Origin of the sequence: Gardnerella sp. KA01000, assembly GCF_049244035.1 — a bacterium.
GTDB lineage: Bacteria > Actinomycetota > Actinomycetes > Actinomycetales > Bifidobacteriaceae > Bifidobacterium > Bifidobacterium leopoldii.
Genome location: NZ_CP058367.1, coordinates 1,107,790 through 1,121,445, shown reverse-complemented (window position 1 = coordinate 1,121,445; position 13,656 = coordinate 1,107,790). Strand labels below are relative to the sequence as shown.

Annotated in this window: 7 protein-coding genes and 1 tRNA gene; 6 read left to right on the top strand and 2 right to left on the bottom strand. The window is 44.9% G+C overall.

What is annotated here, in order from left to right; translation table 11 throughout:
- The first annotated feature begins 373 nt into the window (after window positions 1–373).
- From HXT58_RS04150 to HXT58_RS04140, 3 genes are all read left to right on the top strand, one after another.
- Window positions 374–982 carry an ECF transporter S component gene (locus tag HXT58_RS04150; RefSeq protein ID WP_004105192.1) on the top strand — a complete coding sequence of 203 codons (609 nt, stop codon included), beginning with the start codon at window positions 374–376 and terminating at the stop codon, window positions 980–982.
- 54 nt (window positions 983–1,036) lie between these two features.
- A complete protein-coding gene (locus HXT58_RS04145) occupies window positions 1,037–3,745 on the top strand; it encodes an ATP-binding cassette domain-containing protein (RefSeq protein WP_415705857.1) in 2,709 nt (902 codons plus the stop codon).
- Window positions 3,746–4,190: 445 nt separating this feature from the next.
- Window positions 4,191–4,263: transfer RNA gene (locus tag HXT58_RS04140), tRNA-Arg, on the top strand.
- Between the two features lie 29 nt (window positions 4,264–4,292).
- Here HXT58_RS04140 and HXT58_RS04135 read toward each other — a convergent pair.
- Window positions 4,293–4,556, bottom strand: coding sequence for a Txe/YoeB family addiction module toxin (locus HXT58_RS04135; protein WP_080550925.1), 264 nt, complete (start codon window positions 4,554–4,556; stop codon window positions 4,293–4,295).
- A 17-nt stretch (window positions 4,557–4,573) separates the two neighbouring features.
- Window positions 4,574–4,849: a type II toxin-antitoxin system RelB/DinJ family antitoxin gene (locus tag HXT58_RS04130; RefSeq protein ID WP_174182636.1), complete on the bottom strand. Its 276-nt coding sequence runs from the start codon at window positions 4,847–4,849 to the stop codon at window positions 4,574–4,576.
- 676 nt (window positions 4,850–5,525) lie between these two features.
- Between HXT58_RS04130 and HXT58_RS04125 the strand changes: the two genes are divergently transcribed.
- The 3 genes from HXT58_RS04125 to HXT58_RS04115 all read left to right on the top strand — a co-directional run bounded on the left by HXT58_RS04125 (window position 5,526) and on the right by HXT58_RS04115 (window position 13,581).
- Complete coding sequence (locus HXT58_RS04125) at window positions 5,526–6,458, top strand: ORF6N domain-containing protein (RefSeq protein WP_421775617.1); 933 nt, start codon at window positions 5,526–5,528, stop codon at window positions 6,456–6,458.
- 819 nt (window positions 6,459–7,277) lie between these two features.
- Window positions 7,278–9,572 carry a Rib/alpha-like domain-containing protein gene (locus HXT58_RS04120; RefSeq protein WP_421775616.1) on the top strand — a complete coding sequence of 765 codons (2,295 nt, stop codon included), beginning with the start codon at window positions 7,278–7,280 and terminating at the stop codon, window positions 9,570–9,572.
- Window positions 9,573–9,594: 22 nt separating this feature from the next.
- Entirely contained in the window at window positions 9,595–13,581 is a 3,987-nt protein-coding gene (locus tag HXT58_RS04115; RefSeq protein ID WP_421775615.1) for a hypothetical protein, read from the top strand.
- Window positions 13,582–13,656: the final 75 nt, after the last annotated feature.

Sequence of the window (13,656 nt, the reverse complement as noted above, 5' to 3'; positions counted from 1 at the left end):
TGCTTTCGCGCGCGCTGTGCTGCGCTCAAGCATGTCGTCGCGCCCGCGTTTGGAGGGTTGGCGTCTACGCGCTGCCGTACAATCGTCAATCGACACGGGTGCTCTGTGTTGTCTCGCTTATGTAAGCGTGAACATTCAGAGCTGAGAGAAAACCGCTTGAACGTGAATCCGGGTAATACCGGCGCACGGAGGTCTGTTTTTCCCGTGCCTGGAGAGGTGTTGCAAGGTTTCTTTGTAACGCAAAGTATTGCATGTAACGCATCGCAATGTAACGCGTTTGACGCACAGCATCGTAATGTACGCATGTAACGCAAAATATTGCATTGCGCACAATGTAACGCATTGCAACACGTAACAAGAAAGGCACATTTTTATGTCAGAAGAAAATTATCAGTCCAACATGCAGTGGCGTGTTGCAGACATCGCAGTTGCTTCCGTAATTGGCGTTGTTTCTGCTTTTATTTATTGGGTTGTTGCCATTTTTAGTGAGGTTCCATGGACTGCGCTAAACAGCATTCTTCCAGGTTTTGCAGGTCTTATTAACGGTCTTTGGCTCTTCGCTGCTCCTTTGGCCGCAGTAATCGTGCGTAAGCCGGGTGCTGCTATTTACGCTGAAGTCGTAGCTGGCGTGCTCGAAGCTTTGATGGGCAATCAGTGGGGTGGTGCTGAAACCTTCGCTATTGCAGTGGTTCAGGGTCTGTTTGCTGAAATTGCGTTCATTATTTTCGCTTACAAGAAGTGGAATTTGAACACAATGATTCTTTCCGGCGCATTGACTGGCATTGGTTGCTGGGGTTACACCTTCCTCGGTAAGTTGCAGGCTGTTAGCGTATTCGGCAAGTATGGTCTTCCATACTTCGCCAGCACAGTGGTTTCCGGAATTGTGTTTGCTGGTGTTTTAATGTGGTTCTTGTATGTGGGAATCGCTAAGACCGGCGCGTTGGATCAGTTTGCGTCCGGTCGCGAAATACGCGAAAAATAGCGAATAACGTATTCGCAAAAATTAAAAATCTATCATTGCCATAAAGGATTTACTATGCCTGATGCTGTTAAATCGCAAGAATCTGAAACTTTCCTTCCATCAGCTTCAAGCGATTGCAATAGTGACAGCAGCGCTAATAACGCTAATAAAGCTAGCAAAGCTAATAACGCTGAACTTCGTTTTGAGAATTGGGGTTATCGTCATGCTTCCCGTCGCGCTTTTGCTGTGCGCGGGTTGGACCTCACAATTAAGGCGGGGCAGCGCGTGTTGCTGCTTGGTGCATCAGGCATCGGTAAATCCACGATTTTAAGCGGCGCGGCAGGTCTTATTGGCAATGATTTTGTGGCGAAAAATAGCGCAAAAGATAGCGTAGAAAATAGCGAAGATAGCGCAAAATCCCAGCAAACCACTCTCGTCGAAGATGCCGATGGTGGTGTGAGCGAGGGTTGCGTTTTGGTTGACGGCGTGCCGGTTCGACGTGCGCGCGGTCGTGTTGGTTTGGTTTTGCAAGATCCGGATGCACAGGCGATTTTCCAGCGTTTGGGGGATAACGTTGCGTTTGGTCCGGAAAATATGAACGTTCCGCGCGGTGAGATTTGGGATCGCGTGCGCAAAAGTCTTAAAGAAGTTGGTTTGGATGGCTTGCAATTGTATCGCTCAACTTCGCATTTAAGTGGCGGTCAGATGCAGCGTTTGGCGCTTGCTGGCGCGCTCGCTATGCAGCCGAGTGTGCTGCTTTTGGACGAGCCGACTGCGAATTTGGATCCGGATGGCACGCAGCAGATTGTTGGTGCTGTGCGCGCGGTTTTGGATTCGACGCATGCCACGATGGTGCTTGTGGAGCATCACGCGGAGCCGTGGATTGACATGATTGACCGCGTGGTTGTGCTTGGGCTTGAGAATGATGAAGCTGCGAACGGAAAAGATGCGAACGGCGAAACCGTTCATAGCGAAACCGTTCACGATGACGATATTGCGCGCGCGGCTTCTTCGCGCACGGTGATTGTGGCGGACGGCACGCCAGACGATGTGTTTAATCGCACCGATTTGGACTTTGAGGATCTGGGTATTTGGCTTCCGGAACGCTACAAGAAAAACGTAAAATCTTCTGCAAATGAATCTTTCATAAGTAATTCTTCCGCAAATGCAGAATCTTCTGAAAAATATTACGAAAACTGCAGTCCAGCAGAAGGCTACGGAGAAGTGCTACTTTCCACGAAGGACCTCGCAATCAGCCATAATAGCGAGCCGATTGCGCGTCACATCAATCTTGAGTTTAAAGCCGGGCAGATTACGGCTTTGGTTGGCGCGAACGGTGCTGGAAAATCAACGCTTTCGCTCACTTTGGCTGGTCTTTTGCCGGCAGTAAACGGCGAGGTTGTGGCGAGTGATGCTCTTGCTCAAGGCGCGAATGGTACGGATCCAATGAAGTGGAAGTCGCCTGATTTGGCGAAGCGCATTTCGTACGTTTTTCAGAATCCGGAGCATCAGTTTGCGTGTGGTTCGGTGTTGGATGAGGTTATGTTGGGGCCGCTTCGCACGGGTGTTTCGGCGGATGAGGCGCGCGCGAAGGCTCAGGAGTTGCTGAAGCGATTCCGTCTGGCTCGTTACGCGAAGGCGAATCCGTACACGCTTTCGGGAGGTGAAAAGCGTCGTCTGACTGTGGCGGCGTCGCTTGCTGCGGCTCCGCGTGTGCTGATTTTGGACGAGCCGACTTTTGGGCAGGACCGCAAAACTTGGTTGCAAATTATTCGCTTGATTGCAAGCCTTCGTAGCGAGGGTGTAAGCATTATTGTGGTGACGCACGACCGTGAGCTGGTTGAGGCGTTGGGTGCGCGCTTGGTTGAGCTTGTGCCGGATGCGAAAGCTGAAGCTGCTGAAATGAGTGCTGCTGAAGCGAGTGCTTCCGAAGCGCTTTCCGCAACTACCGGCGCAACAGACATTTCGCGTATCAAAGTGAGCGCTGTAAACAATCGCGACGAGGAAGCGAAACTTTCAAGCAAATCGCCGCTTCTTGCGTCAATTAATCCAGTATTTCGCATTTTTGGAGCGTTCGCGGCTTCGATTCCGCTACTTTTTACGCTTGATTGCGTTTCTGCTTCGGTTGCGTTGCTGCTGGAATTTGTGATTTTTGCGTGCATTAAGCTTCCGCCATGGCGTGTGATTCGCCTTTCGTGGCCTGTGTGGGTGGGCGCGCCGACTTCCGCGCTCACTGTGTTGCTATACGGCAAAAGTGGCGGAAATACTTGGTTCCAGTGGTGGCTGATGCATGCTACGGATCGTTCGGCTATGCTGGCTGTTGCAACTTCGCTTAGGATTTTGGCGATTGGCGTGCCGTCGATTGTGATGGTGATTGGGCTTGATGCTACGGATTTGGCTGATGCTTTCAGCCAGGTGTTGCATTTGCCCGATCGATTCGTGTACGGCGGTTTGGCTGGAATTAGGCTGTTTGGTGTGCTGCAGGATGATTGGGCGGCACTGACTGCGTCGAGGCGTTCGCGCGGTTTGGGTGATGAACGTCGCGTGAGGGCGTTCTTCCCGCAGTCGTTTGCGCTGCTTGTGCTTTCGATTCGACGTTCGACGACGCTCGCCACTGCTATGGAAGCGCGCGGTTTTGGGGGAGTTGGTGCGCGTTCGCACGCTAGGGTGAGTCGTGTGCGTGCACGCGACTGGTGGATTTTTGCTGTGTGCGCGATTGTGCCGTCGGTTGCTGTTGCGGCTGCGCTTTACTTTGGCACCTTTGCCTTCCTCGGTGGCGCGTGATGGCTGCGTGCGCGATTGCGTGCGCAGGCGGCATAAACTGCGCGCTCCTGTAAAGTTTCTGCCGTTTTTTGCTGCACAGGCGGCATAAACTGTGCGTGCCTGTAAAATTTCTGCCGTTTTTTGGCGCGTAGGCGACATTTATTTTACATGGCTGCACAGTTTTTGCCGTTTTTTCGTGCGTAGCCGACCTTTCCTTTACACCGCTGTAAAGTTTCTGCCGCTTTTTGCTTCGCATCCCCAGTCACAATTTAATTTCTAAAGCACAACCATACTAACCTGCCCTGCCTTCGTAATAAAGCCGCAGGCAGACCTCGCTTGCGTTGAAAGCACACTGTGCTTTCAACCCTGAGCAAGCTCGGCGCTCCGAATTGCCTTCGCGCGCGCAATGCTGCGCTCAGGCAGGTCGTCGCGCATCCTCACTAGCGTGTATACTTTCTCGAGTTGCGGGCTTGTAGCTCAGTGGATAGAGCGTCTGCCTCCGGAGCAGAAGGTCGTGGGTTCGAACCCCATTAAGCCCACTTTTGATTTTCTACTTTCCCTACTTTCCCTACTTATCGTCGTAGTGGCCTCTGCAGGCGTAGATTATAATCGAGTCATCTGTAAATGAGTAAACGATTCTATCCTTATCGTTTACTCGTCTACTCCAGCAACCGGAATAGTTTCCTTTGAGTGGTTCAGGCTTACCTTTTCCGTCTATTGGATTCCGCATAATCTCTTTAATAATATTGTTGAGCTTTTTGCGAGTTTTATTATCGCTTTCCCAATAGAGATAGTCGTTCCAGGCATCTGGAGTCCAAGCAATCTTTCTCATTGTTTGAACCCTACGTCCTAATCCATTATTAGATTGTGCTCTTCGAGCTTGATGGTTCCATTTCTCACACCGTCAATCTGCGATTTCAAATATGCTTGATTTGACGGTTCGTAAAACGGATCTAGCGAAAAATCTAGCGGTATCCTCTTTTCGCGACCAATCGTTTTAATAAACACGTTCAGCGCGGCGCTCATAGAGATTCCGAGCTCCTTGCAAACTCGTTCTGCGTTGAGTTTGTCTTCTTTCTTTGCTCGAAAGTTCACGTTTACTATATCTTTTGTTGCTGTAGTCATTTTGGACTCCTATGTCTATGGTGAATTTTGTACTTTTTCTCATACTCTCATATAAGTATACAATAATTCTATATAATGTAACGTAAATATCATTAATTATGCAAGCAATTATTGATGATTTTAGCGCGCGACGACCTGCCTGAGCGCTGCGATTTAGCGCGCGAAAGCAACTCGGAGCGCCGAGCTTGCTTAGGGTTGAAAGCACGGTGTGCTTTCAACGCAAGCGAGGACGTGAACGCGGCTAATCTGCGCGAGCGACACGACCTGCCTTTTCGCTTGGAGCGTAGCGCGCGGCTGCACAGTTTCTGTCGCAATTCCGTCATTTCGCGACATTTATTTTACGCGGTTGCACAGTTTCTGTCGTTTTTTGGTGCGTAGGTAACATAAACTGCGCACGCCTGAGTCGTTTCGGTCGTGCCTGTCTACTCGTTGCTTTTCCTGTACTGTTTTGTAGAATAGTTGTATATGCGCTGATGCGTTTAAACGATGCGTTTATATGTGATTTGCGTGATTTTAGTAACTTAGTGATTTGTTTCTGTGATTTGTTTCTGTGATTTGTTTCTGTGATTTGTTTCTGTGATTTTGCAGTGTTGCTTGTGATTTATGGATCTTGTGTTAGAAGTTACGTTTTTGTTGCACTGCGCTAGGTTTTACGTACATTTTTAGGAGGGGTTTTATGGTAGAGCAGAATAAAAATTTAATTATCGCGGACGCTAGAAGTGTGCCAGTTAAAGCGCTTATAGATGCTAAAACGATAAAAGAGAAGATCTATAACATTCGCAATCAAAAAGTTATGCTTGATTTTGAGCTTGCTGAAATATATGGGTATGAAACGAAAAATTTCAATAGACAGATTAAGAATAATATTGAAAAGTTTGAGGGCGAAGATTTTATGTTTCAGCTAACTGCTGACGAGTTCAAAAACTTGATGTCGAAAAATTCTACATCAAGTTGGGGTGGTCGCAGAAAGCTTCTATATGCTTTTACGGAGCAAGGTATTTATATGCTCATGACTGTGTTAAGAGGCGAACTTGCCATAATTCAGTCGAAAGCGCTTATTAGAACCTTTAAGCAAATGAAGGATTATATTGTTGAAAACAGGGATTTTATTGGCGCGAATGAGTTAGCGCAGTTGGCGATTCAAACGAATCAGAATACTAAAGATATAGCGGAAATAAAATCTCAAATGGCAACAAAGGAAGATTTTAATAAGGTAATGGATAATTTTATTAATCCAAATACGCATAAACATTTTCTTCTTATGGACGGCAATAAAATAGAAGCGGATCTTGCGTATTGCAAAATATATAAATCAGCTAAGAAAAGCATTTACGTTGTTGATAATTATATTGGTCTTAAAACTTTGGAACTATTACGGTTTGCTGGTGAAGGGGTGGGAATAGTAGTTTTTAGTGATAATTCTAGGAATAAGAATATGCTTACGGAAAGCATGTTGGGAGATTTTGTAAGCGATTATCCTGGTGTTGATTTGAAGTTTAAGGCTGCTGGCAGAAAGTATCACGATAGGTATGTGGTTATAGATTATGGGACGGACGATGAGGCTGTTTACGTTTGTGCGCGACGACCTACTTTTGCGCTTAAAGCGTAGCGCGCAAAGGTAATTCGGAGCGCTGAGCTTGCTCAAAGTTGAAAGCACGGTGTGCTTTCAATGCAAGCGAAGACGTGAGCGCGCTGTAACGCGCGAGCGACAGGATCTGCCTTTGCGTTTGTATCATGTGATGTTTGATGAGTTGTTAAAGAATCCTGAGTTGGAGTTTTAGGGTTTTGTGTACGCGACGACCTGTTTGAGTGCTGCACAGTATATATAGCAGCACGGCATATAGCGACGAAGCACACAGTATATATAGACGAATCATATAGCAGCACGGCATATAGTGACGAATCTCACACGCCACACAGCAGCGAAGCACACAGCACACACAGCATATACCAGCACTGCATATAGCGGTGCGATGCATGCGCTATAACAACATGTAGTACTTTGGGTTGGGAAAGTGGTCGGTTTTTAGACACGCCGAAGACGCGATTTTTGCGTTTTGTCGTCGGAAATTATTCATTATAAATGCGTTTTACAGTAGATTTTTTAGCGATATTCGTGAATTATAGAAATTTTTTATATGCACGAATATAACACGTGTTTTGCTTGAAATCATTCATGGGGGGGGGGGTATAAATATTAGAGGCTTTTCAGCAACCATGCTTGCATATAGGGCATACAGATATGTTATACTGACTACCTGTGGTTAGCTCTGTCTATGGCATTTGCAGTAGTATGCGTACAAGGTTTTAGTACGCTAAGCATTGGCATCGTATGCAGGTTGAGTACGTGAAGTCTTAAAGATTAGAGAGTTGGAATTTGGGATATACTGCGGCTTGTGCGGCGGTTGAGGACCAGGAAGGCGAGAAAATGTTACCAGCAAAGTTCCGTGGATTCGCATCACGCGTGGGTCGTCTTGCGTCGCGCGCTTTGGTCTGGCGTAAGACCAGCGCTAACGACGCCGTTCGTACTTCCAGCACCGCAGTTATTTCTTCCACCAATGCCAATACTTTCGGCACTGCCAGCACTTCTTTCGACAATGCAGTCACTTCCAGCAGCGCAGCTACTTCCGGCAGCGTCACCATCGCTCGCGCAGCACGCCCATCTCACACTCTTCGCCGCGCGCTCTTCGCAATGTTCGTAGCCGCCGCCACCATAGTAACCATGCTCATAGTGCCGCCGGTAAAAGAAGCTAATGCAGCTAATGTTAGTTGGGATTACATTGGTAATGGATATATTTCTCCTAACTCTGTTGCGAGTTATGATGTATATAGGGATTTCGGTGTTCAGCCGCCAGATATAAATACAGTAACCGTTAATGGAAAGAAAACAACAACTATCACTTGGAATGTTCTTTTTAATGCCACTTCTTGCAGAATTAAAAAAATTGCGAATCCATTTCTAGACTGTGATGAGGAAGCTGCTGAGCATACTTATGGTGGTAGACCTGACTTTTATCTTATTCTCCCTGCGGATCTTAAGGACAATACTATTAAGATTACGCGTTATAGAACTAGGAGTGACGGTCGACATCCTGTTAAGAGACAGGATGGTGGCTATTCATTTATTAATACGTACTCTTGGGAGACTCGAGGCGAAAATCAATCACCAGGTGATTTTAATGGTGGAAGCAATGAAACCAAATTGCCTGGTGATAAAGGATACGATGGCCTATGGGATAATTCTATTTCACAATGTGGTATGGGTTCAAACAATGCTTGTGAAATTAATACATGGCGTAGAGCTGGTAAATTTGGCAGAATTCTTAAATCTTGGGAACAAGATAATGGTGTAGATGCTATTCGCTGGATTGTTTCTGCTGAAGTTAAAGATGGAGTGAATCCTTATGACATGCCTTTCCTTGCTGGCTGGATTTCGCTTAGAGGTGACAAGCATAAGTTTACAGCTTGGGGTCCGTATGATCACGATGGTGATGGCATACCAGACTTGGAAGAGTTTAAGTATGGTTTAAATCCTAAAAATGATGATGACATCCAGTTCCCAAAGAGGTCTAAAGAGGACGCTGTTTACGGTGAAGTTACTTCCGTGAAACCGTATATAAATACTGGTGAGTGGGTTGGTGATTCTTATAACGGCAATTTTAAATATTATAAGGACATGCCAAATCATGGAGGCAGAACTACGTCTGAGATGATTCCAACTGATGCTGGAATAGAATTTACGTTTAAAAAGAATGAAATTGGGAATAGGGAGATACTCCCGTCTGGTGTTACTAAGGCTAGTAGTCCTAATAATATGAAGCCTGGTCAGGCATATATTAATCCAAGAACAGGCGAAATTAAGTATAGTCCTAAGCCTTCTGATAGAGGCAGAACCATACATTTTGATGTTCAAATAAACTATCCTGATCCTAGACCTAACAATTGTAAAATGAACAATTCAATTGTGAAGGTTAAAGGCGTTGATATACACGTCGTTTCGCAAGCGTCCCGGTATAACCCTGAATATGAAACATTGAAGAATGTGGAACCTACGTCATCGAATGCTTTTACTGAGCGTCCTAAGAGCGTGCGACCAAATGGCAAGTATTGGGTTAAGGAAGGCCCATTGCCCGAGGGAACTACTTTTACCTTAAGGCAATATAAAGGTAATGGTGGAAAGGGTGGCAACATTGGTGACCCAGTGCTTAAGTGGTCACATATTGAAAATGAAGATAAGAAAACAGGTAGAGTACATTTTAAGCCAGGTAGAAAAGAAGCTGGACTGAAGGGGAAAACTCCTGTTATTGTTACGTATCCAGATGGTTCTACATCTGAGGATTCTGATGCTGCTAACTTCAATGGCGGTAAAGGTGTAGTGTACGCCAGTGTGGAGGTCAATAAGCTTCCAGTTGGCGATCAAGATATGCATTTGAATATTCATAATGGAAATAATGAATATAGTCTTGCTGGTGCTCCAATCAGAGACTCTGATATTTTGCATTATACGAACAGCATGCCTATTAAGCCTAATTTAGTACTTGACTCATGGTCTAATGTTCAGCCTGGTAAAATTGTTTTCCGAACATTGTGCAGTGAGGATTCTACAGCTAACCGTAAGTACACATTTTTATCTAATGAAAATCAAGAATTTAATGGCTTGAAAATTGGTAAGCCTGTACAATGGGAAAAGCTCAATATAGCTAAAAAAAAATTGCAAAGATAAGCAATGTGATGCAAAAAAATATTTGTACACTGATGATAGTGATACAGCTGAGCGTTCTCGAGCTGTTATTAGTGGAACGCCTAAAAATAATGGCAATTTTACGTGTGTTGTATTCGCGTTGCATGCGGGTAGTAATACTCTCAATAACCTTGATAAGCTTGCAAAAAATCATCCTGAACAGTTAGCTATGTTTACTAGTCTTACTTCTAAAGATATAGCTTCGCGCACATTCCGTTTCCAAGTGCACCCAATGGCAGAAATGTACAATCCTAAGTACGAGACTTCTACTGTGCAGGCAGGTAACTTTGATAAGAATAATAACGTTTCTAAAGTTCCAAGAAGCTTCAGAAATGCTAATGGAGTTACGAATAATCCTAGCTATGTGAAGAACAATGCACCTTTGCCAGATGGAACTTGGTTTGAGCCTTCGAATCTGAATAACAAATTGTCGAAATGGGCTTCTTTTGAAGATGGCCAAGACAACAAGCCTGCTAATAATAATAATAATGTAGGTAATCATCATAATGATGGAGATGGTGCAAAATACGGTAAGGTAACTTTTAGTCCAGATAAGTGGCAGGAAGCAGACACTTACAATTATCCGGTAGTTGTGCATTATCCTGATGGTTCTAAGTCAACTGACCGTGGGTCTGCTAATGGCGGCAAACCTGTGAATGCTCCAGTTAATGTAGAGCGACAAACAGCAAATCCAGATTTTCATTTGAATCTGTATACTGGCAGAACTGGCGGAACTATTATTATAGATAACGATCCACAGGGTGTTACGTTCAAAAAGAATCAAAATGTTGATATGTTAGTAGACTCATGGTCTACTTATAAGCCTGGACCTATTGATCAACGAGTGATTTGTTACAAGAAGGATCCTAAGACTGATCAGCCAATTGCTGGCTCGTATCAAGTTGGTGGAATTAATGGGTTGAGCCTTACTGGTGACAGTAATGGTAAGCCTAAGCAGTGGCAGCATGCTGATGTTAAGAAGCATAGTGAAAAGCGTCAAAAATGCAATCGTAATGATAGGAGTGGTTGCGAAACTGGAACTTATCTTTATGACTATGATGTAAAAGATGGTGTTGACGGCAATAGGGAAACCACAGAACGAACGAAAGCTTATATTAAAGGTAATCCTAAAGATTATGGCGATTTTGTTTGCACGGTTTATGGATTGAAAACTCTTTCGCATAAAGGTAACAAAGGAAATCTTGTTTCTCGTTTCGATGCTGTTGTTAAAAATATCAAAAATGATGCAAGTGGAACACTGAGTAATATTAACGCATTACTCAATAACACAGTAGATGCAAAGAATCCTCAGAATAACTCTGTGCGACACATTGATTGGGAATCTGTTACTTTCCCAATTCACGTGCATCCTGACGCATACTATTACAATCCTGTTTATGATCTTTCAAAAGTGATAGCTGGAAATAAAGTAACGTCTAATTCTCCTACGAGTGTGAAGCCAGGTAGTGGAACTACAGATAATATTTATATTCAGAAGGATGCATATGACGCTATTAAGGAAGGTGCTTTGCCTCCTGGCACTTGGTATGAGCTGAAAAAGTATTCTAAGCCAGATAAGAGTAAAACTAAGTATGGCAAAGATTCTATTGAATGGGCTAAGTGGGATCCTGCTACAAATAGTAACGAACCGGACAACAAAAACGACCCAAATAATCATATAGGTAAGCATCATGATACTGGTGATGGTGCAATATACGGTAAGGTGACCTTTAGACCTGATAAGTGGCAGGATGCCGCTACGTATTATCAGCCTGTTGTTGTGCATTATCCTGATGGCTCTACGTCTGAGGATGCTGAGGCTGGTAACAATCAGTTCAGTAAGACTCAGAATGCTAAAGACACATTCAATCCTGTGTATGCTCCTGTTGCTGTTGGTCGTGAAGACGATAAAAATACGCTTAATCTTAACCTGTATAAGCGTTACTACGATAAGGGCATGGGCAACGGCTACGACCTTAAAGTAGGCGAGTCCTTAACTAACGATGCAACCTTCGACTCGTGGATGACTAAGTCTGTTGGTAAGTTACATCAGCATGTAATCTGCTCTAAGAAGGGAACGGACGGTAAGTATAGCGAGTATACATATAATGCTTTGCCGGGTCATTTTGATAAAAAAGGTAAGAATGCGAAAGATGACGAAAAAGACGGATTGAGGTTTAAGAGCCAGAAAATCTGGGATCACGCGAGCTTTAAGCAGCAGGAGCAGTGCCGCGCAGATAGTAAGAAATGCGATAAAAACAACTATCTGTACGACAGTGACGGCGCTTCCGAGCAGACGCGCGGATATTTTGGCGGAAAGGCTCAAAAGACTGGAGACTACCAGTGCAAGGTCTACGTTATAAGTGGAGATAAGAAGTCTACTGAGTTTGAGAATGCGGTTAAAGCTAAACTCAAGAAAGATACTTCTGCTGACCCAGCTGTTGGTATATTTGATAAGACTAAGGACAATAAGTATCCGTACGGTGAAGACGGTAAAGGTTATAAGACTGGCTCTTTCGAGGTCCGCATTCACAACGACGCTCACTTCTATAATCCCGTGTATGAGAATGTGAATGTTCAGGCTGGTGGAAGTGTTGAAACTGCTGTGCCTAGTAGCAAGAAGCCTGTTGCTCCTGCAAATGATCCAAACAAGTATGATTACATCAAGGAAGGATCTTTCCCAGATGGTACTTGGTTTGAGTTTAAGACAGAAAAGGGCAAGGATGGCGTTACTCGCGAACTGCAACCAGAATGGGCATATTGGGGAACCGATAACAATGAAGACCAAAGCAATAAGCCTGACAATCTTGCCGATCCTAATAATCACAAGGGCAAGCACAGTGAAAAAGGCGACGGTGCTAAGTATGGCAAGATAACATTTAATCCAGACTTATCTATTAAAGCCAATTCATACAAAAAGTATGTTGTTGTGCACTACCCGGACGGTTCCACTTCGGACGATCCTGATGCTGGCAATAACCAGTTTAAGGCTTCATCGAGCGCAACCAGCACTATGAATCCGGTGTTTGCTCCTGTAAAGGTTACGAAAAAGAATAACTTTAACGACCTTCAAATGGAGTTGCTAAGGTCTGAAGATGCTGATCCTAAGCAAGATTCTCTAGGTACCAGTAATCCACTTACCGTTATGAGCGGCACAAGTCTTACTAAGAACCCGTATGTGCGCGCGTGGAGCGTTACTAATAAGAATCCGATTACATTCCGCATGTTGTGTACAAAAGATGGTCAGCAAAAGTGGAGTCGTGGCCTTGATGATTCGTTGAATATGCATTTGGACGATAAGAAGGGTGGTTACGGCGAGTTCGTAGAGCCATGGCCGTTTGCAACTCGTGAACAAAGAATCGCATGTAGCATGAATGATAACAATTGCCACCCTAATTTGCTGTACGGTTTTACAAAGGGAACTGGTCCTCTCGACAAAGTTAGCGCTGTTGCGCGAAGTGAAGTAGAGATTTCTGGTATTCCTCAGCAAGCTGGGACATACACATGTTCCGTGTATGCTCTTAAAGGCGATAGAGTTGAAAATGTAGGTAACACCGACAAAAAGCATGTTCTTGGCGGCAATCTTGATAAATTCCAAGAGATTTATGACCATGCAGATAAAACCAATGACGGAAAGTATATAACAGGCATTGATTGGTCTACTTTGCAGCCAAGTCAAGGTGTGTTTGGCAAAAAGCAAATGGGCGCATTTGGAAACAATTGGCAGCGTATTACCTTCAAAGTGAACGTGATCGATCCGCCTAAATTCGCGCTGCCAAAGACCGGCGGAATGAACTGGAACGTGCTGCTTGGTGCGTTTGCTGTGATTGGCACGGGCGTGATGGCGGCTGGGTTCTTCCTTGAGCAAACCAAGTGGGGGCGCGCGATGCTTGATGCGTTGCTGCGTAAGACACTGATTAAAGATTTTATCTGCAAAACTGCCAAAAAGCTTCGCGCTTTAAGGCGACGTAGCGAAAGGTGGCGATGCTGATGAAAACATTTGCACGCAATCCTGCTAGCCGGCTAGTCGCAAGACGTAACTGACTCGCAAGCTTGCAGTGCGATT